A 26,636-nucleotide genomic window follows, 5' to 3' on the forward strand; every position below is an offset into this window, starting at 1 on the left:
TGACGCACTGCCGGGCGGCTGGGGCGGCGGGGCTTCGCTTTTCCGGATCGCGCCATCGATATGGACATGACCGAAGCCGTTCCCGACCAGTCCCGAAAAGGCCGCGGCCGCCTGGCCGACGCACTGGACAGCTGGATCGTCGACCACTGCGTGTTCCGGACCTTCGTCAACACCCGGGTCGAGGTCGCGCCGGGCGTCTGGCGCTCCGGCCAGCCGCTACCCTACCAAATCCGCGGCATGGCGCGCGACGGTATCCGCACCATTATCAATCTGCGCGGCCCGCGCGACTGCGGCTCCTACCGCCGCGAGGCCGAGGCCTGCCGCCGCTACGGCATCACGCTGGTCGACGTCACCACCAAGTCGCGCGACGCGCCAAAGGTCAGCGTGCTGCACCAGATCAGGCGGGCGCTGGACGCCGCGGACTACCCGATTCTGGTGCATTGCAAGTCGGGCTCCGACCGGGCCGGGCTGGTCGCGGCGCTGATCCTGATGACGCGGGAGAACGCCCCGCCGGCCGAGGCGCTGAAGCAGCTGCACTGGCGCTACCTGCACTTCAAGAAGTCGCCGACCGGCCTGCTGGACCGCTTCATCGAGGCCTATGCCGAAGCCAATGCGCGCGAGCCGATCGCCTTCTGGGACTGGGTCGACACCGCCTATGACCGCAAGAAGGTGAAGGCCTCGTTCACCCCGAGCGGCCTCGCCACCATGATCGTGGACCGGGTGCTGGGGCGGGAGTGAGCCGGCTTCCCGGAAGTCCGAATTCGGTCTATATTCAGACCGAACCTGGGAGGCCGCCATGAAGCTGTCCGACCGCGTCAAGCCGATCAGCTACCTGAAGGCCCATGCCCCTGAGGTGATCCAGGGGCTGCGGGAGGGGCAGGAGCCCTTCATCATCACCGTCAACGGCGAGGCCAAGGCGGTGCTGCAGGACATCGACAGCTATGAAGAGACCCAGGAGACGCTGGCGCTGCTGAAGATCCTGGCGCTGGGGGAGCGCGACTATGAAGCGGGTAAGTTCCGGCCGGCTGAGGACGTATTTGCCGACCTGAGAGCCCGCCTCGAGGCCCGTCTCAAGGATTGATCCCGTGTCCCTGCCGGTCATCGTGCTGCGGGAAGCGGAACGGGACCTCGAAAACATCGTCGACTTCATCGCGGATTGCGATTCGGCGGAGAATGCTCGCCATATCCTCCAATCGCTGGACGATGTGATCCGGCGGCTGGCAAACCTGCCGTCACGCGGCAACATCTCGAAGGAACTGCGCGATCTCGGACTGACTCAGTTCCGCGAGGCACATTACAAGCCCTATCGCATCATCTATCGGGTTCGCGAGGACGCGGTCGTCGTCCATTGCATTCTCGACGGACGGCGCGACATGCAGAGCCTGCTGCGGCACCGATTACTGAAATCGCCCTGAGCCAAGTGAAAAGGGCGCAGCCTCAGCCGCGCCCTTCCCGTTTCCGTCCCTGAACCCGGTTATTCTCAGGCGTAGTGCTGGCCGAAGCGGTTGGCCAGGACGTCGGACAGGTTTGCCTGCTCCTGCCGCACGAAGCCCTGCTGCGGCAGCTTGCCGGCGCGGTGCAAGTCGACCATGGCGCAGATGCCGGCCGCGGTCGTCACCTGGATCGCGCTCCACAGCTGGCCGGCGATCTCCTTGGCGTAGACCTTCTTGGCATAGGTCTCCTGCATCAGCCGGCCTTCCTTCTTGCCCCAGGCGGTGACGAAGATCAGGACCACGTCCTGCTTGGTCATCGGGATCGAGGCCTCGAGCACGTCCTTCAGGATGTCGCGGCGCCGCCCCAGCTGCAGCTCGTTGACCAGGAGCTTGACGATGTCGCGGTGGCCCGGATAGCGCACGGTCTTGTAGTTCAGGAACTTGACCTTGCCGTCCAGCGTCTCGCACAGCGTGCCGAGGCCGCCCGAGGTGTTGAACGCCTCGTAGTCGATGCCGTCGAGTGAGATGTGCTCCATGCCCTCGAGCGGCAGCACCTCGCGCAGCTCGCCCTCATGGATCGCCTCGCAGGGGTTGCAGTACTCGTTGATCAGCCCGTCGGTCGACCAGGTCAGGTTGTACTTCAGCGCGTTCGACGGATAGACCGGCAGGGCGCCGACGCGCATATGCAGCGTGTGCAGCTCGTCGAAGCGCTTGGCCAGGTCGTAGCCGACGATCGAGATGAAGCCCGGCGCCAGCCCGCATTGCGGGGTGAAGGCGGTCTTCGCGCCCTCGGCCAGGGCCTTGACCCGGCGGGTGCTCTCGACGTCCTCGGTCAGGTCGAAATAGTGGGCGCCGCGATCCTTGGCCGCCTCGGCGATCAGCGGCGTCAGGTGGAACGGCGCGGCCGAGATCACCACGTCATGGCCGGATACCGCGTCACGCAGCGCCTGCGGATCGTCGAAGCGCAGCTGGCGCTTGGCGACGCTGCCCTCCAGCCGGTCGAGCATGCCCTGGTCCTGGTCGCCGACGGTGAGGTCGTAATCCCCGGTGGCGGTCAGCAGGGCGGTGATGCAGGTGCCGATCTTGCCCCCGCCGAGCAGCAGAACCTTGGTCATGACGCCGTCTCCTTCAGACGAACGCCCCGGGGCCGGCGGCACCAGGGCGGTTCGGATGGAGCGTCTCTACACCCGCCGGAAAGCCGCAGAAAGCCTTGTGTTCGGGCGTTCCGGAAGGTGCGCGCGGAGGCTCGGCGGCCTTCGAGTCGCCGGTGGATCGGAGGAAGCGGGAAAGATAATTAGCCGACCGGATTTTGTGGCCAAAAGCTCATTCAACACTGATTCTTCGAGGTAGGTTGGGTTCGCGTGCCGCGAAACCAACCTACGCTGTCGTCTCCGGCCGCAAGCGGACGACGCCGCGCAGCACCTCGCCGGGCTGCAGCACCGCCATGCCGGTGTCGGTGCGGCCGGCCTCGGCGAGGTTGAAGGCGTCGGTCGCGTTGCTCACCGGCTCGACGCAGACATAGGGGTCGTCCGGCGAGTAGCAGACCAGGAAGTCGAGGGGCGCGTCGGCTTCCATCACCAGCCGGGCGCGATGCTCCGGCCAGGCAATCACCGCCCGGCGGTCCCAGCCGGTGAAGTTGTTGTCCATCCGCACCGCTTCCGGCCGGACGCCGCTCCGGAAATCCTTCTCCGGCGGCGGCTCGACCAGCTCCAGCGGCATCACCTCGGAATCGTTGAGCCACATCCGCTCGATCCCGGCGGTCACCATCGTCTCCGGGGTGCGCGGGAAGTAGAAATGCTGGCCCAGCCCGGCCGGCATCGGCTCGCGGCCGGTGTTCTCGACCGACAGCACGAGATCGAAGCCGGCCGGGGTCAGCTCGAATTCCTGCCGCGCCCGGTACGGGAACGGCCAGGCATCGGCGGCGTAGTCGTCGACCAGAACGCAGCGCGTCGCCGACCGCTCCAGCACAGTCCAGGGCCGCTGCCAGCCATGGCCATGCAGCTGATGGCGCTCACGCGTGTTCAGCGGCAACGTCACCTCCCGCCCCCGGAAGCGGAAGCGGCCCTCGCGGATCCGGTTCGAGAAGGGGGTGAGCGGGAAGTTGGCGAGGCCGAGCGGGCTGCCCGCCGCCAGCGCCTCGTCGGTGGCCGGGCGCAGCCAGTCGCGCCGGTCCGGGCCCGAACCGCTCCACCAAGCGGCGATGCCGCCGCCGATCGCCGGGACGATGTCGACCCCGCTGTCGCCCGCGCGCAATTGCACCGTCTCGACCGTCATTCCATCCTCCCGTGCGGCTGCCCTGGTCAGCAATGTTCGGCAATGCTTGACGCCGATCCGCCGAGGGCTCAATACTCCATTTGTATGATGAATAACAAGGAGTGCGGTCGGCAAGCCAGATCGCACCGCTGAGGAAAGGCCGTGGTCGAGAAGAGCGGAGAGAATGTCGTTCGTGCGGACGGCATGCGGATGGCCCGTAGCAGCACTGCCCGGCCCAGCCCCGACCTGCGTATCGACCGGAACGAGATCGTCGGACCGACGGAAGACGGTGGAGCCGGGACGCTGCGGCGCCCGAGCGGCTTCGGCCGCGTCTGACCGGTAGCAGGAAAGGGGAACAGATGTCCGGCCCGGAAAGACCCATCGGGGGGAGATCGATCGCGATGGCCGCTGCGTCAGGCCATGCGGATGCGACAATGGCCGGGGCCCCGGTGCTGCGGCGCGGCCGGCACCCGGCGGAGGCCGCGGGCATCGCCGACCAGCCGCAGGGCGGCAGCAAGACCTTTTCCCGCCGCTCGCTGCACGGCCAGATCGCCTACGACATCGGCACCCGGATCGTGCGCGGCGACATCCCGCCCGGCACGGTGCTGCCGAACGAATCCGACCTGTCGACCCAGTTCTCGGTCAGCCGCACCGCGCTGCGCGAGGCGATCAAGGTGCTGGCCGCCAAGGGACTGGTCGAATCCCGCCCCAAGACCGGCACCAGGGTGCGGCCGCGCGGCGAATGGAACATGCTGGACCCGGACCTGCTGGCCTGGCAGTTCGCGACCCAGCCGATGGAGCAACTGGCCAAGGACCTGTTCGAGATCCGCCAGATCATCGAGCCGGCGGCCGCGGCCATGGCGGCGGACCGCGCCGATGAGGACCAGCGCAAGGCGATCAGCCGCGCCTTCGCCGACATGGAGACGGCGCCGGACGGCGACGCCTCGGTCGAGCCCGACCTGCGCTTCCACCAATCGATCCTGGTCGCGTCGAACAACGAGTTCCTGCAGCCGCTGGGCGCCCTGATCGAGACCGCGATGGCGTCGAGCTTCCGCATCACCAACAACGCGCCGGGAGCGCTGCAGGTGTCGCTGCCGCTCCACCGCGCGGTCCGTGACGCCATCCTGGCGCATGAGCCGGAGACGGCACGCCAGTCGATGCGGATCCTGCTCGAGGACGCGGCGCAGGACATGCGCCGCGTCCTGCCGCAGATCAAACCGAAATCCTGACCACAGCCTAGCCAACAAGGATTCTTCGCAATGGCTGACGACGCCGCCGGCAGCAACAACAACAAGAAGCGTTACCGCTCCTCCCATTGGTTCGGCACCCATGACAAGGACGGCTTCCTGCACCGCAGCTGGATGCGCAACCAGGGCCTGCCGGACCATGTGTTCGATGGACGGCCGGTGATCGGCATCTGCAACACCTACTCCGAGCTGACCCCCTGCAACGCCCATTTCCGCAAGCTGGCGGAGCATGTGAAGCGCGGCGTCTGGGAGATGGGCGGCTTCCCGGTGGAGTTCCCGGTGTTCTCGACCGGCGAGACCAACCTGCGGCCGACGGCGATGCTGTATCGCAACCTAGCGGCGATGGATGTCGAGGAGGCGATCCGCGCCAACCCGATCGACGGCGTCGTGCTGATGACCGGCTGCGACAAGACCACGCCGTCGCTGCTGATGGGCGCAGCCAGCTGCGACGTGCCGGCGATCGTCGTGTCCGGCGGCCCGATGCTGAACGGCCGCTACCAGGACCGCACCATCGGCTCGGGCACCGCGGTCTGGCAGTTCGACGCCGACGTCAAGGCCGGGGTGATGAGCCTGCAGCAGTTCATGGAGGCCGAGGCCGCGCAGTCCCGTTCCGCCGGGCACTGCATGACCATGGGCACGGCCAGCACCATGAACTCGATGGCCGAGGCGCTGGGCACCAGCCTGACCGGCTGCGCCGCGATCCCGGCGGTCGACGCCCGCCGCTATGTCATCGCCCATATGACCGGCCGGCGCATCGTCGAGATGGTGCATGAGGATCTGCGCATCTCGAAGATCCTGACCCGCGAGAACTTCCTGAACGCGGTGCGCGTCAACGGCGCCATCGGCGGATCCACCAACGCCGTGATCCACCTGCTGGCCCTGGCCGGCCGCGTCGGCGTCGACTTCACCCTGAAGGACTGGGACGAGTTCGGCCGCGACGTGCCGACCCTGGTCGACCTGATGCCGTCCGGCCGCTTCCTGATGGAGGATCTCTACTACGCCGGCGGCATCCCGGCGGTGACCCGGGCGCTGGGCGAGAACGGCATGCTGTTCAAGGACGCCCCGACCGTCACCGGCAAGTCGATGTGGGAGAACGTCCAGAACGCCGCCAACTGGAACCCGGAGGTGATCCGCCCCTGGGACAACGCGCTGGTGAAGCAGGGCGGCATCGTGGTGCTGAAGGGCAACCTGGCGCCGGACGGCGCGGTGCTGAAGCCCTCCGCCGCCACCCCGGAGTTGATGCAGCACCGCGGCCGCGCCGTGGTGTTCGAGAGCATCGAGCACTACAAGGCCCGCGTCGACGACCCGGATCTCGACATCGACGAGACCTGCGTCATGGTGCTGAAGAACTGCGGCCCGAAGGGCTATCCGGGCATGGCCGAGGTCGGCAACATGGCGCTGCCGCAGAAGGTGCTGAAGAAGGGCGTGCGCGACATGGTCCGCATCTCCGACGCCCGGATGAGCGGCACCGCCTACGGCACGGTGGTGCTGCACACGGCGCCGGAGGCGGCAGCCGGCGGCCCGCTGGCCCTGGTGCAGGACGGCGACATGATCGAGCTGGACGTCGCCGGCCGGCGGCTGCATCTCGACGTGCCCGAGACGGAGCTGGCGGAGCGCCGCCGCCGCTGGTCGCCGCCGGAGCCGACGATGAAGGGCGGATACCAGGAGCTATATGTCCGGCACGTGATGCAGGCCGACAAGGGCGCCGACCTGGACTTCCTGGTCGGCAGCCGCGGCCACGCCGTGCCGCGCGACAGCCATTGAACACGATCCGGGCCCCGTCCCCGCCGGGACGGGCCCTTTCTCTCCAGGCGGACATCATGACCGAATACGCAATCTATCCGTCGCTGCGCGACAAGCCGGTCTTCGTGACCGGCGGCGGCAGCGGCATCGGCGAAAGCATCGTCGAGCATCTCTGCCGCCAGCAGGCGCGGGTGTACTTCGTCGACATCAACGACGCGGCATCGACCGCGCTGGTCGACCGGCTGAAGGCCGAGGGGCTGGCGGTGCCGCAGTTCCGGCACTGCGACCTGCGCGACATCGCCGATCTGCGCGCCGCGGTGGCCGAGGCGCAGAAGGCGATCGGGCCGATCCGGATCCTGATCAACAACGCGGCGCACGACCAGCGCCACGCGCCCGAGACGGTCGAGCCCGACTATTGGGACGAGCGCATGGCGGTGAACCTGCGCCACCAGTTCTTCGCCGCCCAGGCGGTGCAGCCGGGCATGCGCGACGCCGGTGGCGGCTCGATCATCAATTTCGGCTCGGTCTCGTGGCGGCTGCGCCAGGGCGGGATGCCGGCCTACACCTCGGCCAAGGCCGGGGTGGAGGGGCTGACCCGCGGGCTGGCGCGCGACTGGGGCCCGCAGCACATCCGGGTCAACACGGTGATGCCGGGCTGGGTCATCACCCAGCGCCAGAAGGATCTTTGGCTGACACCGGAGGCGGATGAGGAGCGCCGGAAGGGGCAGTGTATCCCCGACCAGGTGCTGCCCGTGCATCTGGCGCAGATGACCCTGTGGCTGGCGGCGGACGACAGCGCCATGTGCACCGGCCAGACTTTCGTTGTGGACGCCGGCTGGGCGTCGGGACTGTGAGGCAGATATGAACCTGATCCAACTGCGCACCAAGGCCGGCGACCGGCGCGTCGGCATCGTCTCGGGCGGAGACACGCTGAAGCTGCTGTCCGCCTTCGACACCACCTACGACCTGGCCCAGGCGGCGATCGCGTCGCGCAAGTCGATCGCCGAGCTGGCCGCGGCCGATGACGGCGCCGGCACCGATTCCTACGACGCGGTGATCGCCGAGGCCCGCCTGCTGGCGCCGCTCGACCATCCCGATCCGGCGCATTGCATCGTCACCGGCACCGGCCTGACCCATCTCGGCAGCGCCGACGCCCGCGATCAGATGCACAAGAATCTCGGCGAAGCCGAAAAGCTGACCGACAGCATGAAGATGTTCCGCGACGGTCTGACCGGCGGCAAGCCGGCCGGGGGCGAAACGGGCGCCAAGCCGGGCGTGCAGCCGGAGTGGTTCTACAAGGGCGACGGCTCGATCGTGGTCGCCGGCGAGCAGCCCTTGACGATGCCGTCCTTCGCGCTGGACGGCGGCGAGGAGCCGGAGATCACCGGCTGCTACCTGATCGGCCCGGACGGCACGCCCTGGCGCGTCGGCTTCGCCATCGGCAACGAGTTCTCCGACCACATCACCGAGCGGCAGAACTACCTGCTGCTGGCGCATTCCAAGCTGCGCCAGTGTTCGGTCGGGCCGGAGCTGCTGGTCGGGAAGCTGCCGGAGGATGTGCGCGGCACCAGCCGCATCACCCGCGACGGCAAGACGATCTGGGAAAAGCCGTTCCTGAGCGGCGAGGCCAATATGAGCCATTGGATCGCCAATCTCGAGCACCACCACTTCAAATACGCGCTGTTCCGCCGGCCGGGCGACGTGCATCTGCACTTCTTCGGCACGGCGACGCTGAGCGTCACCGATGGCATCAAGCCAGAGCCGGGCGACCGCTTCGAGATCGAAGCCAAGGCTTTCGGCCGCGCCCTGCGCAACCCACTGGCGCGCGCGGCGGAGGAGACGGTGACGGTCCGCGCGCTGTAGGCTCGGGCGCGTAGGGAAGACGCTTCCCTCTTCTGTCATGCCCGGGCTTGACCCGGGCATCCAGGGGCACGAGGAGCCGCTCTGGCCGCCCCTGGATCCTCGGGTCAAGCCCGAGGATGACAATGGAGGGGAATAGACAAACCCCGCCCCAAAGCGGGCCGGACGATGAGGAAACGCGGATGAACAGGATCGATCTCGACGGCAAGCTGGCCGTGGTCACCGGCGGGGCGCAGGGCATCGGCCGCGCGGTCGCCGAGCGCTTCATCGCCTCGGGCGCCCAGGTGGTGCTGTGGGACCGCGACCAGGACCTGGTCGAGGCGACGGCGAAGGCGATCGGCGCCACGGGCGTCGCCATCGACGTCACCGACGCAGCGGCCGTGGCCGCGGCGGTGGAGGCCCAGGGGCGGATCGACATCCTGATCAACAACGCCGGCATCGCCGGTCCTTCGGTGAAGACCTGGGACTACCCGATCGACACCTGGCGCCAGGTGATCGAGCTGGACCTGAACGCCGTCTACTACTGCTGCCGGGCGGTGGTGCCGGGCATGATCGCCCGCAACTACGGCCGCATCGTCAACGTGTCGTCGATCGCGGGCAAGGAAGGCAACCCCAACGCCAGCGCCTATTCCGCCGCCAAGTCGGGCGTCATCGCCCTGACCAAGTCGCTGGGCAAGGAGCTGGCGGGCCACGACATCGCGGTCAACTGCATCACCCCGGCCACCGCCAAGACCCGGATCCTGGAGCAGATCAGCCAGGAACACATCGACTACATGCTGTCGCGCATCCCCCGCGCCCGCTTCCTGAAGGTCGAGGAGGCGGCGTCGATGGTGGCCTGGCTGTGCTCGGCCGAGAACAGCTTCACCACCGGCTCCGTCTTCGACCTGTCGGGCGGCCGCGCGACCTACTGAGCCGATGGCCGACGCCGACCTCTTGGCGGCGCTGCGCCGGATGGGGTTGGCCGGGCCGGACGAGGCGCCGCGCTTCACCGCGCTGACCGGCGGCGTCTCTTCCGACATCTTCCGGGTCGACCTTGCCGCGGGCCCGATCTGCGTCAAGCGCGCCTTGGCCAAGCTGCGGGTGGCCGCCGACTGGCGGGCGCCGGTGATGCGCAACCTCTACGAGGCGCGCTGGATGCGGGTCGCGGCCGGCATCGTGCCGGCGGCGGTGCCGCGGCTGCTGGGCCAGGACGAGGCGGCCGGCGCGCTGGCCATGGCCTATCTGGCGCCGGAGGACCATCCGGTGTGGAAGGCCGAGCTGAGAGACGGCCGTGCCGATCCGGCGTTTGCCGCCGAGGTCGGCCGGCGCCTCGCCGCCATCCATGCCGCGACGGCGGCGTATCCGGCCCTGGCCGCCGAGTTCCCGACCGACGCCATCTTCTATGACATTCGCCTCGAGCCCTATCTGGTGGCGACCGCGGCCGCCCATCCGGACTGCGCCGCGGCGCTGCACGCGCTGGTCGAGACCACGCGGACGACGAAGCGGGCGGTAGTGCATGGCGATGTCAGCCCGAAGAACATCCTGGCCGGGCCGGACGGGCCGGTGTTCCTGGACGCCGAATGCGCCTGGTGGGGCGACCCGGCCTTCGACCTGGCCTTCTGCCTGAACCACCTGCTGCTGAAGGGCCTGTGGCGGCCGGCCTCGGTGCCTGATTTCCTGGCCTGCTTCGACGCCCTGGCCGCCGCCTATCTCGCCGCCGTGGACTGGGAGCCCGCCGACGCCTTCGAATCCCGCGCCGCCCGACTGCTGCCCGGCCTGTTCCTGGCCCGGGTCGACGGCAAGTCGCCGGCCGAGTACCTGACCGATGCGGTCCAGAAGGACCGGGTGCGCCGCGTGGCCCGGGCCCTGCTGCTGGACCCGCCGGTGACATTGGCCGAGATTCGGACCGTCTGGACGAAGGAACTGAACGCATGACCCGCACCACCATCGCCGGGATCCGCGGCCGGCGCGTCTGGGACAGCCGGGGGCGGCCGACAGTCGAGGCCGAGATCCGGCTGGAGGGCGGCGCCACCGGCCGCGCTATCGCCCCGGCGGGGGCCTCCACCGGTTCGGGCGAGGCGCGGGACAAGCGCGACGGCGGCGCCGCCTTCGGCGGCCATGACGTGCAGGGGGCGGTCGCCGCGGTGAACGGCGAGATCGCCCGCGCCCTGGCCGGGTTCGACGCCGCCGACCAGGCCGGGCTGGACCGGGCGCTGATCGACCTCGACGGCACGCCGGACAAGGCCCGGCTGGGCGGCAACGCCACCATCGCCGTGTCGATGGCCGCGGCCCACGCCGCCGCTGCCGCCGCCGGCCTGCCGCTGTGGCGCCATCTGGGCGGCGACGGCGCCACCTTGCTGCCCCTGCCCGAGATCCAGATCTTCGGCGGCGGCGCCCATGCCGGGCGGCGGCTGGACGTGCAGGACTTCCTGGTGGTCTGCCCCGGCGCCGGCAGCTTCGCCGAGGCGCTGGACTGGACCGCCGAGGTCTACCGCGCCGCCGGGTCGCTGATGGCCGAGGCCGGCAAGCTGTACGGCGTCGCCGATGAAGGCGGCTTCTGGCCGGATTTCGCCGACGCCGCCGAAGCACTCGACATGCTGCTCCGCGCCATCGAGAAAGCCGGCCGCCGGCCCGGCGAGGAGGTGGCGATCGCGCTGGACGTCGCCGCCTCGGAGTTCGGCCGCCACGGCCGCTACCGCTTCGAAGGACAGGATCTCGACACCGGCGAGATGGTCGAGCTGGTCGCCGGCTGGACCCGGCGCTGGCCGATCGTGTCGGTCGAGGACCCGGTGGCGGAGGACGACGCCGCCGGCTTCCGCGCCATTACCGCCGCGATCGGCGACCGGGTGCAGGTGGTCGGCGACGACTTCCTGGTCACCGACGCCGCGCGGGTGCATGACGCCGCGGTGGCCAAGGCCTGCACCACCGTGCTGATCAAGCCGAACCAGCGCGGCACCCTGACCGAGGCGAAGGCGGCCTGGGAGGCGGCCCAGGCGGCCGGGTTGGGCGGCATCGTCTCCGCCCGCTCGGGCGAGAGCGAGGACACCACCATCGTCGATCTCGCGGTCGGCTGGGGCGTCGGCCAGCTGAAGGTCGGGTCCTTCGCCCGGTCGGAGCGGATGGCGAAGTGGAACGCGGCCCTCAGGATCGAGGAGGCGCTCGGCCCCCGTGCCCGCTTCGCCGGGCGAAGCGTCTTGCGCGGCTAGCCGGTCTGGGCTGTTCTGCCCGTCCCGCAACCGGATGAGTCCATGAACCTCGCCTCGCTGCTCGCCCAGATCGATCTCCGCATCCTCGGCCTCGCCATCCTGCTGGTGGCGCTGCTGACCCTGCTGGTCGTGGCGATCCGCCGGCCGAGGCTGGATCTCGCGCCCCTGGGCGGTGCTATCGAGGATCTGCGCCGCGACCTGGCGCGGGTGGAGCAGGAGTTGCAGACGGCGGAGCGGCGCGGCGAGGCCTCGGCCGAGGCGCGGGACAGCCGGCAGCGGCAGGAGATCGCGTCGTCGCTGCGCCACACCGGCGAGACCCTGGTCGGCGCCATGAAGGCGATCGGCGAGACCCAGCAGACCCGCCTCGACACCGTCGCCGCCCGGCTGCAGGCCCTGTCCGAATCCATGGCGCAGAGCCAGAACCGGCTGCGCGAGACGCTGGACCTGAACCTGCAGTCGCTGCGCAAGGAGAACGAGGCCAAGCTGGAGCAGATGCGCGCCACGGTCGACGAGAAGCTGCAGGCCACGTTGGAGGCGCGGCTGCAGACCCAGTTCCAGACCGTCAGCGAGCGGCTGGAGCGGGTGCATCAGGGCCTGGGCGAGATGCAGGTGCTGGCCGGCGGCGTCGGCGACCTGAAGAAGATGCTGTCCGGCGTGAAGACCCGCGGCACCTTCGGCGAGGAGCAGCTGGATGCCCTGCTGGAGCAGGTGCTGACCGAGGACCAGCTGGTGCGCAACGCCCGGCCACGGCCGGACAGCGCCGAGACGGTGGAGTTCGCCATCCGCCTGCCGGAAGGCGTGCTGCTGCCGGTCGACAGCAAGTTCCCGCAGGAGGATTACGAGCGGCTGATCCTGGCGGTGGAGGCCGGCGATGCCCTGGCGGTCGACGCCGCCGGCAGGCAGCTCGAGCGGCGGATCCAGGACGAGGCGAAGAAGATCGCCACCAAGTACATCTGCCCGCCGGCCACGACCGATTTCGCCGTGCTGTTCGTGCCGACCGAGGGGCTGTTCGCCGAGATCCTGCGCCGCCCCGGCCTGCGCGAATCGATCCGCGAGCAGCACCGCGTTACTATCCTCGGCCCCACTACGCTGGGCGCCTTCCTGTCCAGCCTGCGCATGGGCTTCCGCACCCTGGCGATCCGGGAGAAATCGGCCGAGATCTGGCAGGTGCTGGGCGCGGTGAAGACCGAGTTCCGCACCTATGGCGAGCTGATGACCAAGGTCGAGAAGAAGCTGCAGGAGGGCCAGAACGTGATCCACCAGATCGGCATCCGCAGCCGTGCCATCCACCGCAAGCTGCGCGAGGTGGAGGAGTTGCCGATGGACAAGGCCGCGCCGATCCTGGAACTCGATGCTCCCGAGGCCGAGATGCCGACAGCGGAAGAAGAGACGCCATAGCCCTGTTGCATCGGAAGGCCGCGGGCCCTATCCAGTCATCATTCATCCGACAATAGGTCGAGAAGAGGAAACCAGATGAGCGTCCACGCCAACTACATCGCCGGCTCCTGGGTCGAAGGCCCGGACGCGGCGAAGAACGTGAACCCGTCGGACCTGTCGGACGTGGTCGGCGAGTACAGCCGCGCCGACCGCGCCCAGGCGGAGCAGGCGATCGCCGCGGCCCGCGCCGCCTTCCCGAAATGGTCGATGACCACGCTGCAGGAGCGGCACGACCTGCTCGACAAGATCGGCAACACCATCCTGGCGCGGAAGGAGGAGCTGGGCCGGCTGCTGTCGCGCGAGGAGGGCAAGACCCTGCCCGAGGGCATCGGCGAGGCCGCCCGCGCCGGCCAGATCTTCAAGTTCTTCGCCGGCGAGGTGCTGCGCATCCAGGGCGAGAAGCTGGCCTCGGTCCGCCCCGGCATCGACGTCGAGATCACGCGTGAGCCGATCGGTGTCATCGGCCTGATCACGCCGTGGAACTTCCCGATCGCGATCCCGGCCTGGAAGATCGCCCCGGCCCTGGCCTACGGCAATTGCGTGGTGTTCAAGCCGGCCGACCTGGTGCCGGGCAGCGCCTGGGCGCTGTCGCAGATCATCGTCGATTCGGGCGTCCCGGCCGGCGTGTTCAACCTGGTGATGGGCCGCGGCTCGGTGGTCGGCGAGGCCTTCGTCGCCAGCAAGGACGTCGACGCCATCACCTTCACCGGGTCGGTCGGCACCGGCCGCAGCATCGCCCTGCGCTGCGCCGAGATCGGCAAGAAGGTGCAGCTCGAGATGGGCGGCAAGAACCCGATGGTCATCCTCGACGATGCGGACCTGAACACCGCCGTCGGGGCCGCGACCAACAGCGCCTTCTTCTCCACCGGCCAGCGCTGCACCGCCTCGTCGCGCCTGATCGTGACCGAGGGCATCCACGACCGCTTCGTCGCGGCGATGACCGAGAAGCTGAAGTCGCTGAAGGTCGACAACGCGCTGAAGCAGGGCACCGAGATGGGCCCGGTGGTGGACCAGAGCCAGCTGGACCAGGACCTGTCCTACATCGACATCGGCGTCAAGGAAGGCGCCAAGCTGGCCTTCGGCGGCGAACGGCTGAACCGCGAGACCGAGGGCTTCTACCTGTCGCCGGCGCTGTTCACCGAGACCACCAACGACATGCGGATCAGCCGCGAGGAGATCTTCGGGCCGGTCGCCTCGGTGATCCGGGTCAAGGATTACGAGCAGGCGCTGGCCACGGCGAACGACACCGAATTCGGCCTGTCCGCCGGCATCGCCACCTCGAGCCTGAAGCACGCCAGCCACTTCAAGCGGGCCAGCCAGGCCGGCATGGTGATGGTGAACCTGCCGACCGCGGGTGTGGACTACCACGTGCCGTTCGGCGGCCGGAAGGGCTCCAGCTACGGCCCGCGCGAACAGGGCCGCTACGCCGCGGAGTTCTACACCGTGGTCAAGACCGCCTACACCTTCCCGGGCTGATCGGTCTGAGAGCGATTCGGAAGGGCCCGGCCGGCGACGGCTGGGCCCTTTCCATTCGCATTGGTGCTTGCGGTTTGGAACGAGATGACCAATATGACCATCATGACCATCGAGCGATGGAGTTCGTCTTGAGCGCAGGAACCTGGAGCGTCGCCGAAGCCAAGGCGAAGTTCAGCGAAGTCATCGATCGTGCCCGCCGCGAAGGGCCGCAGACTGTCACCCGGAACGGGCAGTCCGCGGTCGTGGTGGTGTCCGCCGAGGAATGGGAGCGGAAAACGAAGCGCGTCGGTACCCTTGCGGACTTTTTTGCCGCCTCTCCCCTCCGTGGCTCGGAATTGGACACGGAGCGACTCAACGACGGTCCCCGCGAGACCGGCCTTTGACCTTCCTTCTCGACACCAACGTCGTTTCGGAGTGGAAGAAGCCCTCTCCAGATGCCGGCGTCATTGCTTGGCTGACCAACGCCGATGAAGACCGGACGTTTCTGAGCGTCATCACCCTGGCGGAGCTGCGATACGGCATAGACCGCCTGCCTGATGGAAAGCGGCGCAGCCTGCTTGATCACTGGCTGACGCACGACCTCCCGACGCGCTTTGAATCCCGGATCCTGCCGGTCGATCCGGCTGTAGCGGATACCTGGGGCATCATCATCGCGCGGCGAGCCGCCCTGGGCCGGCCGATCGGCGCCATGGATGCCTTCATGGCCGCGACCGCCCAGGTCCACGGCCTCACGCTGGTGACCCGCAATGTCTCGGATTTCGAGGCATCGGTCGCATCGATCGTGAATCCCTGGACTGGACCATCATCTGGCCCGTAACCGCCCTTATCAAGCCCCGCCCGTCACCGCCTGCCAGTCCAGGCCGAAGCGGGCGAGGTATTTGCGCAGGCGGTCGGCGTCGTTGGCGCTGGTCTTCTGCGCCCGCGACGCGGCGAACAGCGTGCGGCCGGCGGCGCTGAGCGAGCTGCTGGCGCGGCACACGCCGATCACCGCGGCCAGCTGCGCGCGGTCGAACAGGTCGATCTGCGCCAGCCGCTCCGACCCCAGCAGCCCGGCCAGCAGCGCCTCGCCCGCATCCTCGCCGCCGCGCGACCAAGTGCGCTTCAGCCGGTCGATCTCCTCCTCCACCACCGCCTCGTTGATGCGGCCGGACGGGGCGAAGGTGGCCATCCGCGTGATCGAGGCGCCGAGGTCGCGGAAATTCGCGCTCCAGGCCGCTTCGGGCGCGGTGGCGAAGGCCAGGTAGCGGTCCCGCGCCTCGCGGTTGAAGGTGATCTGCACCCCTTCCCGCTCGGCGTACCGTCGCAACTCGAATTCCAGGTTCGGGGCGATGTCCTCGCGCCGGTCGCGCAGCCCCGGCAAAGTGAATGTCCACAGGTTCAGCCGGGCCAGCAGATCCTCGCGGAACCGGCCGCGGGCGACGTCGACCGACAGGTCGCGGTTGGTGCCCGCAATCAGCTGGAAGTCGCTCGCCACCTCCTTGTCCGCGCCGACCGGCGGGAACCGCTTCTCCTCCACCGCGCGCAGGATCATCGCCTGCTCGTCGGCGCCGAGCTCGCCGATCTCGTCGAGGAACAGGATGCCGCCATCGGCCGAGCGCAGCAGACCGGCGCGGTCCTGCAGCGCGCCGGTGAAGGCGCCCTTCACATGGCCGAACAGCGCCGACATGGCGCCGTCGCCGCGCAGCGTGGCGCAATTGACCTCGACGAACGGTCCCTCGACCTGGTGCCGCGCCTTCTTCAGGTCGTAGATCCGGCGCGCCAGCTGCGACTTGCCGGCCCCGGTCGGGCCGATCAGCAGCAGGGGCGCCTTCGACCGGATCGCCACCTGCTCGATCTGGTCGATCATGCGGTTGAAGGCGGCGTTGCGCGTGGCGATGCCGGATTTCAGGAAGGACGCAGCCTCCTCCCGCTCCGCCTCGAAGCGGGTGGCGATGCCGTCGTAGCGCGACAGATCGAGGTCGATGACGTCGTAGCCGCCAGGGTTCCCCGCCTCCCACCGCTTCGGCGGGGTCAGCTGCAGCAGCCGCGCCGGCAGGTAGTGCGCCTCAGTCAGCAGGAACCAGCAGATCTGGATCACATGCGTGCCGGTGGTGATGTTGACCAGGTACTCCTCGTCCTCGGTGTCGAAATCGTAGGCCCGGGCGAAGTCCAGCATCGCCGCATAGACCTCTTGGAAGTCCCAGGCGTTGCGCAGGTTGATCACGGTGAAGCGGACCACCGTGTCCGGCGACACGGCCTGGATGTCGCCGGCGACGCGCTTGGCCAGCGCGGCGGAGTGGGTGTCGTGGATCAGCTCCAGCCGGTCGACCAGCATGTCCTCGTGCTGGCACAGCGCCACGGTCGGCCGCCAGCGCTCCCACCGGCTGTCGAGCTTGCCGGCATCCATGGTGGTGCCGACGAAGCCGATGACGACCCGACGCTTCGACATGCTCTATCCTATAAGATAAATATTGATCCTACAGGATCGCATTTTCCTATCATGGTCGATGACCAGAGACCTGTAAATCGCGACCCTGAAAATTTTTTATCCGTTTGTTATCAATCAGTTGTGTGAAACCGGCCGATCGGTCCTTCGAAGTTGGCACGCGCTTCGCTTATGGAGGGACGCAACCGAAGGATGACGATCATGGCAAACAAGTCCGTGTTTGCTTCGCTGATGGGAAGGCTGCTTCCGCGCAGCGACGCCGTGAACCACGAGGGGGCCCAGGCCTATGCCCTGACGCCGCGCCACGCGCTGGCGCAGCTGGCGGCGACCGGGACGCTCCATCGGACGTTCTACGCCGATGCGCGGGAGCAGCTGGACCAGGTGCTCGCCCTCGCCCGCGAGGTCGAGCCCGGATTCATCGCCCGCACCGCGGTTTACGCCCGGGAGCGGGGGCACATGAAGGACATGCCGGCCCTGCTGGTCGCCCTCCTGTCCACCCTGCCGTCGCCCGACGTCACGCCGGCCTTCCGGCGCGTGGTCGACAACGGCCGCATGCTGCGCAGCTTCGTGCAAATCATGCGGTCGGGCGCCGTCGGGCGGAAGTCGCTCGGCACCCGGCCGAAGCGGCTGGTGCAGGAGTGGCTGGAGCAGGCCTCGGACCTCGAGATCATGCGGGCCGCGGTGGGGCAGGATCCCTCGCTGGCCGATGTGATCAGGATGGTCCACCCGAAGCCGGCGAACCCGTCGCGCCAGGCGCTGTATGGCTGGCTGATCGGCCGGCCCTACGACGCCGCGGCGCTGCCGGAGGTGGTGCGGGCCTTCGAGGCCTTCAAGCGGGATCCGTCGGCGCCGGTGCCGGACGTGCCCTTCCAGATGCTGACGGCGCTGCCGCTGACGCGGGAGCACTGGGCGGCGATCGGGGAGAAGGCCGGCTGGCACATGCTGCGGATGAACCTGAACACCTTCGCGCGCCACGGCGTGTTCGAGGTGGACGGGTTCGCCGAGCGGGTGGCGGCAAGGCTGCGCGACCCGGAGGCGATCCGGCGCGCCCGGGTGTTCCCGTACCAGCTGATGGCGGCCTACGCCATGACTGGCACGGGGGTGCCGACGGTGGTGCGTGAGGCGCTGCAGGACGCGATGGAAGTCGCGGTCGGCAACGTCCCGACGCTGGCCGGCCGGGTGGTGATCTGCCCCGACGTGTCGGGGTCGATGAGCTCCCCGGTCACCGGCCACCGCGCCGGCGGAACGACTTCGGTGCGCTGCATCGACGTCGCCGCGCTGGTGGCGGCGGCGGTGCTGCGGGCCAACCGGTCGGCCCGGGTCATGCCATTCGAGCGGGATGTGGTCGAGATCGACCTCAACCCGCGCGATGCGGTGATGACCAACGCGCGGAAGCTGGCCGCCATCGGTGGTGGCGGCACCAACTGCTCGGCCCCGGTCGAGCGGCTGGTGGCGGAGCGCGCAGCGGTCGACCTCGTCGTCTTCGTCTCGGACAACCAGTCCTGGGTCGATGCGGCGAAGCACCCGCACCAGGGCACCGGGCTGATGCAGGCCTGGGCCCGGCTGAAGGAGCGCAATCCCGAGGCCAGGCTGGTCTGCATCGACATCCAGCCCTATGCCACGACGCAGGCGCAGGAGCGGGCGGACATCCTCAACGTCGGGGGCTTCTCCGACGCGGTGTTCGACGCGATCGCCGCCTTCGCCGAGGCCGGGACGGGCACGGAGCGCTGGGTCGACGAGATCGAGCGGATCGTGCTCTGACGGATCGGGGCCGGACGTCCAGAAGACCGGGCGCCCGGCTCCGGCCGGGAGGAATGCCGTCGGGACTACATGCAGGACCCCGCAGGCGGGCCGGGCAACCGGCTGCGCTCGGGGCACCGCTTCGGCGGGTTGTCCCGGCACCCCTCGTCCTCCTGGTTGGAACCATGGCGAATGCCGTGCGGGAGTACATCCACCCCAGAGCGTGGCGTGCCGGAAACACGCCTCCGACCCCGTGTCGGAAGCTCGCCTCCCGCACCACCTCGTCGCCATGGCCAACCGTGTTTCGTGACGAATGCCGGCGGAATTCCATCTGTCGCAAGTTCGAATCCTGCCGGGTCCACCACCTCACTGCGGGCCCGTAGCTCAGAGGGTAGAGCAATGGTTTCGCCATCCCTCGTCGTCACAGCCTCGCGCGGCGAATGCCTGCGGGAGTCCATTGGTCAGAGCACCTGCCGCAAGGCAGGTGGCGGCGGTTCGACTCCGCCCCGGGCCGCGAGGTCCGGTAGCTCAGGAAACGCTCTCGCGAACCCTCGTCGCCGCCCCCATACAACCGTTTGAAAGGACCACAGATCGCAGCGAATGCCGGCCGGGATTCCATCGGGTAGCGGCGCAAGCCGTGAGGTTCAAGTCCTCGCCCGCATAGCGGTTCGCCGCGGCGCGGGAGATCCCGCCATCCCTTGTCGCTGCACCCGAACGCATGGCGAATGCCGATGGAACTCCATGGATTCTTAATCCCCTAGCCGCGGGTTCGAATCCCGCCGGGCCTATCCCTCACGGGACCGGCCCGTAGCTCAGCGGTAGAGCAGGAGCCCGCCCGGGCCTCGGTCCGGGCGGGCACGCGTTTCATCACCCTCGTCGCCATGCGGCCTTCTGGACTTAAGGACACGCATCATGGACCGGACTTACGACCTCCTCACCGAAAGCTTCGCCCCGGCGCGCGGCACGCGCGCCAAGCCGGTCAAGATGTGGACCCGCGGCGTGCCCGTGGACGACGGCTCGCGCCAGCAGCTGCTGAACACCGCGACCCTGCCGTTCATCCACAAGCATGTCGCGGCGATGCCGGACGTGCATTACGGCAAGGGCGCGACCATCGGGTCGGTCATCCCGACGCGCGGGGCGATCATCCCGGCGGCGGTCGGCGTCGACATCGGCTGCGGCATGTGCGCGGTGCGCACGACCCTGACCAGCCACCAGCTGCCGGACAGCCTGTCCGGGCTGCGCTCGGCGCTCGAGGCGGTGATCCCGGTCGGGATGGCCGATCACGGGCAGGACGTGCCGCGCGCGGCGGAGAACGCCTGGTACTCGTCGTTCAAGCAGCGCTACGACGCGCTGCAGCACAAGTACCCGGCGATCTCCACCCGGCATTCGCCAGCGCGGCAGATCGGCACGCTGGGCGGCGGCAATCACTTCATCGAGGTCTGCCTGGACCAGGACGACCGCGTGTGGGTGATGCTGCATTCCGGCTCGCGCGGGGTCGGCAACCGCATCGGCAGCTTCTTCATCGCCGCGGCGCGCCGGGAGATGGAGCGGCTGTTCATCCACCTGCCGGACCGGGACCTGGCCTATCTGGCCGAGGGCTCGGCACTGTTCGACGACTACATGGACGCGGTCGGCTGGGCGCAGGACTACGCCCGGGCCAACCGGGACGTGATGCTGAAGCAGGCGCTGGCGGCGATGGCCGCCGCCTTCACCGAATTCGGCGTCACCGACGAGGCGATCAACTGCCATCACAACTACGTGGAGCGGGAGCATCACTTCGGCGAGAACGTCTGGGTCACCCGCAAGGGCGCCGTGCGCGCCCGCGAGGGGGACCTGGGCATCATCCCGGGATCGATGGGGGCGCGATCCTTCATCGTCCGCGGCAAGGGCAACCCCGACAGCTTCTGCTCCTGCTCCCACGGGGCCGGGCGGGTGATGTCGCGGACCGAGGCGAAACGGCGGTTCACGGTCGCCGACCATGAAGCGGCCACCGCGGGGATCGAATGCCGGAAGGACGAGGGCGTCATCGACGAGACGCCCAAGGCCTACAAGGACATCGACGCCGTGATGGCCGCCCAGTCCGATCTGGTGGAGGTCGTGCACACGCTGCGCCAGATCGTCTGCGTCAAGGGATAGCGAACGCCACGGGCAGCGGTCCGGGCAGCCGGACCGCTGCCTGCCGTTGCTCGTGGTCGACCGACAAGAACGATAAGAAAGAACCGACCATGATCACGATCGACGGATCCGAGGGCGAGGGCGGGGGGCAGATCCTGCGCTCGGCCCTGACCCTGTCCCTGGCGACCGGCACCCCGTTTCGGATCGAGAGGATCCGCGCGGGGCGCGCCAAGCCGGGGCTGCTGCGCCAGCATTTGACCGCGGTGAAGGCGGCGGCCGAGATCGGCCGGGCCGCGGTGACGGGGGCCGAGCTGGGCTCGACCGCGCTCGGCTTCGCGCCGGGCACGGTCGCGGCCGGCGAATATGATTTCGCCATCGGTTCGGCCGGGTCGACCCTGCTGGTGCTGCAGACCGTGCTGCTGCCGCTGGCCCTGGCGAACGCGCCGTCGCGGCTGCGGCTGCAGGGCGGCACCCATGCCATGGGCGCGCCGAGCTTTGATTTCGCCGACCGCGCCTTCCTGCCGCTGCTGCACCGCATGGGCTTCCATGCCCAGGCGGTGCTGCGCCGGCACGGCTTCTATCCGGCGGGCGGCGGCGTGGTCGAGGTCGAGGTGATGCCGCGCGGCCAGCCGGCGCCGCTGGTGCTGGAGCGGCGCGGCGCCCTGGTGTCGCAGCAGGTGGATGCGGTGGTCACCCATCTGCCGCTGCATATCGCGGCGCGGGAGACGGCGACCGTCGCCAAGGCCCTGCGCTGGCGGGACGAGGCGCTGGCCCCGGTCCGCGCCGTCGCCGCGGAGGGGCCGGGCAACTGCCTGACCGTGACGGTGGCGCATGAGCACGCGACCGAGGTCTTCACCGGTCACGGCCAGCCCGGCCTGCCGGCGGAGGATGTCGCCGCCGCGACGGCAAAGGCGGTGCGGCAGTATCTCGCCAGCCGCGCCCCGGTCGGGCCGCATCTGGCGGACCAGCTGCTGCTGCCGATGGCGCTGGGCGCGGGCGGCCGGTTCGTCACGGTGCCGCCGACGCCGCACACCCGCACCAACATCGCGGTGATCGAGGCCTTCCTCGGCGCCCGGATCGTGGTGACCCGCCACACCGGCCGCAGCGTGCTGGTCACGGTGCCGGCGCGGTGAGCGCGAGGCCGGTGCGCTTGACACCGGCCTTCCCGGCTTGCGAGCCTGTACCCGGAAGTGACACGGGGTGCCCGCCGAAGTTCGATCCGGGGGGCTGAGATCATACCCGTCGAACCTGATCTGGGTCATGCCAGCGAAGGGAGCCGTCACGCGATGCCCATCGGGCCCCGATCCCCAGGATCGATCGCCGACTGCTCCCTCCACTGGAGGAGGAGCGGAATGGCTGTTGCGGCACCGGAATCGAGGCGGCGCTTCGACCTGTCGGTCTATCTCGTCACCGACACGCGGCTGAGCGGTCCGCGCGGCGTTGCCGCCGTGGCCGCGGCGGCGGCGCAAGGTGGCGTCACCATGGTGCAGTTGCGCGACCCCGACGCCACGACGCGCGGGCTGATCGCCGCGGCCGGGGCGCTGCAGGCGGTGCTGGCGCCGCACGGCGTGCCCCTGGTGATCAACGACCGGGTCGACGTGGCCCTGGCGGTCGGCGCCGACGGCGTCCATCTCGGCGACCGCGACATGCCGGCGGCGACGGCGCGGCGCCTGCTGGGCCCTGGCCGCATCGTCGGCGTCACCGTGCATGACGCGGCCGAGGCGCGGGCGGTCGACACCGGCGTCGCCGACTACGCCGGCATCGGCCCGGTCTTCGCCACCACCACCAAGGCCGAAGCCCGGCCGGCGATCGGGGTCGAGGGCTTCCGGGCGCTGCGCCGGCTGCTGCCGCTGCCCGCCGTCGGCATCGGCGGCCTCGACGCGGCCCGGACCGCCGAGGTGATCGCGGCCGGGGCGGACGGCGTCGCCGTGGTGTCGGCGATCTGCGCCGCGCCCGACCCGGAGGCGGCGGCCCGGGCGATCGCCGCTGCGGTGACGGAGGGGCGGACGCGATGATCCCGCCCCGCACCATCCCCAACGTCCTGACCATCGCCGGCACCGACCCCTCGGGCGGCGCCGGCATCCAGGCCGATCTGAAGACCTTCTCCGCCCTCGGCGCCTATGGCTGCGCGGTGATCACCGCCCTGGTCGCCCAGAACACCCGTGGGGTGCAGGCGGTGGAGCTGGTGTCGCCGGCCTTCGTCGCCAAGCAGATCGACTGCCTGCTGGCCGATGTCCGGATCGATGCGGTCAAGATCGGCATGCTGGCGACCGGCGAGATCGTGCGCGTGGTGGCCGACGCGCTGCGCCGGCACGGGCTGACCCGGGTGGTGGTCGACCCGGTGATGGTGGCGAAGAGCGGCGACCGGCTGCTGGATCCCGACGCCGTGGCGGCGCTGCGCGAGGAACTGCTGCCGCTGGCCACTGTGGTTACCCCGAACCTGCCCGAGGCCGCCGACCTGCTGGGCCGCACGCCGGCCGAGCACCGGGACGAGATGCCGGAGATCGCCGCGGCGTTGCTCGATCTCGGTCCCCGGGCCGTGCTGTTGAAGGGCGGCCATCTGGCGGAGGCGGAGAGCCCGGACCTGCTGCTCATGGCGGCGGGGTCGCTGACCCTGGCAGCGCCGCGGATCGCCACCCGCAACACCCACGGCACCGGCTGCACCCTGTCCTCCGCCATCGCGGCCTTGTTGCCGCAGCGGCCGGACCTGGAGACGGCGGTGCGCGAGGCGAAGACCTACCTGACCGGGGCGCTGGCCGCGGCCGACCGCCTGTCCGTCGGCGGCGGCCACGGGCCGCTGCACCATTTCCATGCATGGTGGGGGTGACCGAGCCGGCCACCCCCGCTGCTGCGGCCGCTCAGCCGACCTTGTTCTTGTTGTAGACGTCGAAGGCGACGGCGGCGAGCAGCACCAGGCCCTTGATCACCATCTGCAGGTCGATGCCGAGGCCGAGGATCGACATGCCGTTGTTCATCACGCCCATGATGAAGGCGCCGATCACCACGCCGGTGATCTTGCCGACGCCGCCCGAGGCCGAGGCGCCGCCGATGAAGCAGGCGGCGATGGCGTCGAGCTCGTACTGGTTGCCGGCCTGCGGCGTCGCCGAGGTCAGGCGCGCCGTGGTGATCAGCCCGGCCAGCGCCGCCAGCACCCCCATGTTGACGAAGGTCAGGAACACCAGCTTCTCGGTGTCGATGCCGGACAGCTTGGCCGCCTTCTCGTTGCCGCCGACGGCGTAGATGCGGCGGCCCAGCGTGGTGCGGGTGGTGACGAAGGCGTAGAGCACGACCAGCACGCCCATCAGGATCAGGATGTTGGGCAAGCCGTTATAGGTGGCCAGCAGATAGCCGAGCCCGGCCAGCGCCACCACCGTGGCCACGTTCTTGATCACGAAGAACAGCAGCGGCTCCTGCTCGACCCCGTGCTGGATCTCGTTGCGCCGCTTCTGGACGTTGAACCACACCAGGATCAGCGGCACGGCCAGGCTGATCAGCAGCGTGGTGATCCAGACCTTGCCGTTGCCGGTGAACAGCTCCGGCAGCGACCCGAACGGCTCGAAGATGAAGCCCGAGGACATCTTCTGGAAGTCGACCGGCACCGGACCGGCGCGCTCGCCGTTCAGCACCATGATGCAGAGGCCGCGGAAGGCCAGCATTCCCGCCAGGGTGACGATGAAGGACGGGATCTTGCGGTAGGCGATGAAATAGCCCTGGGCCGCCCCGATCACCGCGCCCAGCACCAGGCAGGCGATGGCCGCGAGCCAGGGGTTGATGCCCTGCCATACCATCAGCGCGCCGCCGACCGCGCCGACGAAGCCCGCCACCGACCCGACCGACAGGTCGATATGGCCGCTGACGATCACCAGCAGCATGCCGAAGGCCAGCACGATGACGTAGGCGTTCTGCTGGATCAGGTTGCTGAGGTTCAGCGGCGTGAACAGCCGGCCGTCGGTCGCGATCTGGAAGATGATCATGATCGCGACCAGCGAGAGCAGCATCGCGTATTCGCGGATGTTGTTCTTCAGGAACTCGCCGATCCGGGTGTTCGCGCGCTCCTGCAGAGCGGTGGTTTCGGTGGTCATTGCCTGGCCTCCCTAGGCCCAATCTCTCTCGAGCGCATGATCGCCCGCATGATGTTTTCCTGGGATGCGTCCCGGGCCGGCATCTCGGCGACGAGGCGGCCCTCGTTCATGACGTAGATCCGGTCGCACATGCCGAGCAGCTCGGGCATTTCCGAGGAGATCATGATGACGCCCTTCCCGGACGCCACCAGCTGGTTGATGATCGTGTAGATCTCGTATTTGGCGCCGACGTCGATGCCGCGGGTCGGCTCGTCGAGGATCAGCACCTCAGGCTCCGCGAACAGCCACTTGCTCAGCACCACCTTCTGCTGGTTGCCGCCGGACAGGTTGACCGTCTGCTGCTGCACGCCGGAGGAACGGATGTTGAGCTTGCGCCGGTAGTCGAAGGCGACCTTGAGCTCGCGCATCTCGTCGACGATGCCGCGGCGCGCCACGCCGGGAAGATGGGCCAGCGGGATGTTGTGCTGGATCGAATCGCCCAGCACCAGGCCCAGCGACTTGCGGTCCTCGGTGACATAGGCGAGGCCGGCGGCGATCGCCTTGGGCACGGTGGCGAGATCGACCGGCTGCCCCCGCATCGTCGCGGTGCCGGTGATCTTCTGGCCGTAGGCCCGGCCGAACACGCTCATCGCGAACTCGGTCCGCCCCGCCCCCATCAGCCCGGCAATGCCCACCACCTCGCCGGCGCGGACATCGAGGTCGATGCCCTTGATCATCTGCCGCTCGGAATGCAGCGGGTGGTAGACGCTCCAGCCCTTCACCGCGAACAAGGTCTCGCCCAGCTTCGGCTCACGCTCGGGGTAGCGGTCGGTCAGGTCGCGGCCGACCATGCCCTTGATGATCCGGTCCTCGTTGACCTCGCCGCCCCGCGCATCCAGCGTCTCGATCGTCGACCCGTCGCGCAGGATGGTGATCGAATCCGCGACCTTGGTGATCTCGTTCAGCTTGTGCGAGATCAGGATCGAGGAGATGCCCTGGCGCTTGAACTCCAGCAGCAGCTCCAGGAGCGCGTTGCTGTCGCTCTCGTTCAGGCTGGCCGTCGGCTCGTCGAGGATCAGGAGCTTGACCTCCTTCGACAGCGCCTTGGCGATCTCGACCAGCTGCTGCTTGCCGACGCCGATATTGGTGACCAGCGTCGCCGGGTTCTCCTTCAGCCCGACTTTGGTCAGGAGCGCCCGGGCCCGGACCAGCGTCTCGTTCCAGTCGATGATACCCCTGGACGCGACCTCGTTGCCGAGGAACAGGTTCTCGGCGATCGACAGGAGCGGCACCAGCGCCAGCTCCTGATGGATGATGATGATGCCGGCGTGTTCGCTGTCCGCGATCGAGCGGAAGTGCCGCTCCTGCCCCTCGAAATGGATCTCGCCCTCATAGGAGCCGTGGGGGTAGACGCCGGACAGGACCTTCATCAGCGTCGACTTGCCGGCGCCGTTCTCGCCGACCACGGCGTGGATCTCGCCGCGCCTGACCGCAAGGTTGACGTTGCTGAGCGCCTTCACGCCCGGGAACGTCTTGGTGATCCCGCGCATCTCCAGGATCGTATCGACTGGATTAATCGTATCCACCTCTGGGCTCCGCTCGCCACGGGCGCCGGCCTGCCGCCCGACCGCGGCAGACGCAACGGCAGGGCCCCGCGCCCG

25 protein-coding genes, 1 tRNA gene and 1 riboswitch are annotated in these 26,636 nt (G+C 69.2%); of the genes, 21 read left to right on the plus strand and 5 right to left on the minus strand.

Features of this window, described 5'->3' with window-relative positions; translation table 11 throughout:
* Positions 1-66 precede the first annotated feature (66 nt).
* Genes AAHM41_RS09695 through AAHM41_RS09705 form a run of 3 tightly spaced genes read left to right on the plus strand, consistent with a single transcriptional unit; the run spans position 67 to position 1,415 of the window.
* A complete protein-coding gene (locus tag AAHM41_RS09695; RefSeq protein ID WP_342236326.1) occupies positions 67-738 on the plus strand; it encodes a fused DSP-PTPase phosphatase/NAD kinase-like protein in 672 nt (223 codons plus the stop codon).
* 58 nt (positions 739-796) lie between these two features.
* Positions 797-1,081: a type II toxin-antitoxin system Phd/YefM family antitoxin gene (locus AAHM41_RS09700; RefSeq protein WP_342236327.1), complete on the plus strand. Its 285-nt coding sequence runs from the start codon at positions 797-799 to the stop codon at positions 1,079-1,081.
* Between the two features lie 4 nt (positions 1,082-1,085).
* Positions 1,086-1,415 (plus strand): type II toxin-antitoxin system RelE/ParE family toxin, encoded by a 330-nt coding sequence (locus AAHM41_RS09705; RefSeq protein ID WP_342236328.1) that lies wholly within the window; start codon positions 1,086-1,088, stop codon positions 1,413-1,415.
* Between the two features lie 65 nt (positions 1,416-1,480).
* Here AAHM41_RS09705 and AAHM41_RS09710 read toward each other — a convergent pair whose 3' ends face one another.
* Together AAHM41_RS09710 and AAHM41_RS09715 are read right to left on the minus strand one after the other, a co-directional pair.
* Positions 1,481-2,548: a saccharopine dehydrogenase family protein gene (locus AAHM41_RS09710; RefSeq protein ID WP_342236329.1), complete on the minus strand. Its 1,068-nt coding sequence runs from the start codon at positions 2,546-2,548 to the stop codon at positions 1,481-1,483.
* A 262-nt stretch (positions 2,549-2,810) separates the two neighbouring features.
* Positions 2,811-3,707, minus strand: a complete 897-nt coding sequence (locus AAHM41_RS09715) for an aldose 1-epimerase (protein ID WP_342236330.1) — start codon at positions 3,705-3,707, stop codon at positions 2,811-2,813.
* Positions 3,708-3,848: 141 nt separating this feature from the next.
* On the opposite strand from AAHM41_RS09715, the gene AAHM41_RS09720 reads away from it, so the two are divergent.
* From AAHM41_RS09720 to AAHM41_RS09775, 12 genes are all read left to right on the plus strand, one after another.
* On the plus strand, positions 3,849-4,022 hold the full coding sequence (locus AAHM41_RS09720) for a hypothetical protein (RefSeq protein ID WP_342236331.1): 174 nt from the start codon (positions 3,849-3,851) through the stop codon (positions 4,020-4,022).
* Positions 4,023-4,087: 65 nt separating this feature from the next.
* Positions 4,088-4,915, plus strand: a complete 828-nt coding sequence (locus AAHM41_RS09725; RefSeq protein ID WP_342236332.1) for a FadR/GntR family transcriptional regulator — start codon at positions 4,088-4,090, stop codon at positions 4,913-4,915.
* A gap of 30 nt (positions 4,916-4,945) precedes the next feature.
* A complete protein-coding gene (locus AAHM41_RS09730; RefSeq protein WP_342236333.1) occupies positions 4,946-6,697 on the plus strand; it encodes an IlvD/Edd family dehydratase in 1,752 nt (583 codons plus the stop codon).
* Between the two features lie 56 nt (positions 6,698-6,753).
* On the plus strand, positions 6,754-7,530 hold the full coding sequence (locus tag AAHM41_RS09735) for an SDR family NAD(P)-dependent oxidoreductase (protein ID WP_342236334.1): 777 nt from the start codon (positions 6,754-6,756) through the stop codon (positions 7,528-7,530).
* Between the two features lie 7 nt (positions 7,531-7,537).
* The gene (gene araD1, locus AAHM41_RS09740) at positions 7,538-8,539 is read left to right on the plus strand and encodes an AraD1 family protein (protein ID WP_342236335.1); all 1,002 of its coding nucleotides are present in this window, start codon (positions 7,538-7,540) and stop codon (positions 8,537-8,539) included.
* A 179-nt stretch (positions 8,540-8,718) separates the two neighbouring features.
* Entirely contained in the window at positions 8,719-9,447 is a 729-nt protein-coding gene (locus AAHM41_RS09745; RefSeq protein ID WP_342236336.1) for an SDR family NAD(P)-dependent oxidoreductase, read from the plus strand.
* Positions 9,448-9,451: 4 nt separating this feature from the next.
* Positions 9,452-10,450 carry a phosphotransferase family protein gene (locus AAHM41_RS09750; RefSeq protein WP_342236337.1) on the plus strand — a complete coding sequence of 333 codons (999 nt, stop codon included), beginning with the start codon at positions 9,452-9,454 and terminating at the stop codon, positions 10,448-10,450.
* Positions 10,447-11,721 carry a phosphopyruvate hydratase gene (gene eno, locus AAHM41_RS09755; RefSeq protein ID WP_342236338.1) on the plus strand — a complete coding sequence of 425 codons (1,275 nt, stop codon included), beginning with the start codon at positions 10,447-10,449 and terminating at the stop codon, positions 11,719-11,721. The genes AAHM41_RS09750 and eno overlap by 4 nt, the downstream gene beginning before the upstream one ends.
* Before the next feature lie 42 nt (positions 11,722-11,763).
* On the plus strand, positions 11,764-13,119 hold the full coding sequence (gene rmuC / locus AAHM41_RS09760) for a DNA recombination protein RmuC (protein WP_342236339.1): 1,356 nt from the start codon (positions 11,764-11,766) through the stop codon (positions 13,117-13,119).
* Between the two features lie 75 nt (positions 13,120-13,194).
* Positions 13,195-14,634 (plus strand): aldehyde dehydrogenase family protein, encoded by a 1,440-nt coding sequence (locus AAHM41_RS09765; protein WP_342236340.1) that lies wholly within the window; start codon positions 13,195-13,197, stop codon positions 14,632-14,634.
* A 128-nt stretch (positions 14,635-14,762) separates the two neighbouring features.
* Complete coding sequence (locus AAHM41_RS09770) at positions 14,763-15,017, plus strand: type II toxin-antitoxin system Phd/YefM family antitoxin (protein ID WP_342236341.1); 255 nt, start codon at positions 14,763-14,765, stop codon at positions 15,015-15,017.
* Positions 15,014-15,451: a type II toxin-antitoxin system VapC family toxin gene (locus AAHM41_RS09775; RefSeq protein WP_342236342.1), complete on the plus strand. Its 438-nt coding sequence runs from the start codon at positions 15,014-15,016 to the stop codon at positions 15,449-15,451. Before AAHM41_RS09770 ends, AAHM41_RS09775 begins: the two co-directional genes overlap by 4 nt.
* Positions 15,452-15,460: 9 nt before the next feature.
* On the opposite strand, the gene rtcR is transcribed toward AAHM41_RS09775, so the two are convergent.
* Positions 15,461-17,062: an RNA repair transcriptional activator RtcR gene (rtcR, locus tag AAHM41_RS09780; RefSeq protein WP_342236343.1), complete on the minus strand. Its 1,602-nt coding sequence runs from the start codon at positions 17,060-17,062 to the stop codon at positions 15,461-15,463.
* A 198-nt stretch (positions 17,063-17,260) separates the two neighbouring features.
* Here rtcR and AAHM41_RS09785 point away from each other — a divergent pair, with 198 nt between their 5' ends.
* The 6 genes from AAHM41_RS09785 to thiD all read left to right on the plus strand — a co-directional run bounded on the left by AAHM41_RS09785 (position 17,261) and on the right by thiD (position 23,741).
* Positions 17,261-18,820, plus strand: coding sequence for an RNA-binding protein (locus AAHM41_RS09785; protein ID WP_342236344.1), 1,560 nt, complete (start codon positions 17,261-17,263; stop codon positions 18,818-18,820).
* A 353-nt stretch (positions 18,821-19,173) separates the two neighbouring features.
* Positions 19,174-19,313: transfer RNA gene (locus AAHM41_RS09790), tRNA-Cys, on the plus strand.
* Positions 19,314-19,711: 398 nt separating this feature from the next.
* A complete protein-coding gene (locus AAHM41_RS09795) occupies positions 19,712-20,935 on the plus strand; it encodes an RtcB family protein (RefSeq protein WP_342236345.1) in 1,224 nt (407 codons plus the stop codon).
* An 89-nt stretch (positions 20,936-21,024) separates the two neighbouring features.
* The gene (gene rtcA / locus AAHM41_RS09800) at positions 21,025-22,047 is read left to right on the plus strand and encodes an RNA 3'-terminal phosphate cyclase (protein WP_342236346.1); all 1,023 of its coding nucleotides are present in this window, start codon (positions 21,025-21,027) and stop codon (positions 22,045-22,047) included.
* 53 nt (positions 22,048-22,100) lie between these two features.
* Positions 22,101-22,208: riboswitch (TPP riboswitch) on the plus strand.
* 58 nt (positions 22,209-22,266) lie between these two features.
* A complete protein-coding gene (gene thiE / locus AAHM41_RS09805; protein WP_342236347.1) occupies positions 22,267-22,929 on the plus strand; it encodes a thiamine phosphate synthase in 663 nt (220 codons plus the stop codon).
* Complete coding sequence (thiD, locus tag AAHM41_RS09810) at positions 22,926-23,741, plus strand: bifunctional hydroxymethylpyrimidine kinase/phosphomethylpyrimidine kinase (protein ID WP_342236348.1); 816 nt, start codon at positions 22,926-22,928, stop codon at positions 23,739-23,741. Before thiE ends, thiD begins: the two co-directional genes overlap by 4 nt.
* 31 nt (positions 23,742-23,772) lie before the next feature.
* Here thiD and mmsB read toward each other — a convergent pair whose 3' ends face one another.
* Positions 23,773-24,996, minus strand: coding sequence for a multiple monosaccharide ABC transporter permease (gene mmsB / locus AAHM41_RS09815; protein WP_342236349.1), 1,224 nt, complete (start codon positions 24,994-24,996; stop codon positions 23,773-23,775).
* Complete coding sequence (gene mmsA, locus AAHM41_RS09820) at positions 24,993-26,561, minus strand: multiple monosaccharide ABC transporter ATP-binding protein (protein WP_342236350.1); 1,569 nt, start codon at positions 26,559-26,561, stop codon at positions 24,993-24,995. The genes mmsB and mmsA overlap by 4 nt, the downstream gene beginning before the upstream one ends.
* Between the last annotated feature and the right edge of the window lie 75 nt (positions 26,562-26,636).

It is taken from the genome of Inquilinus sp. OTU3971 (assembly GCF_038440215.1).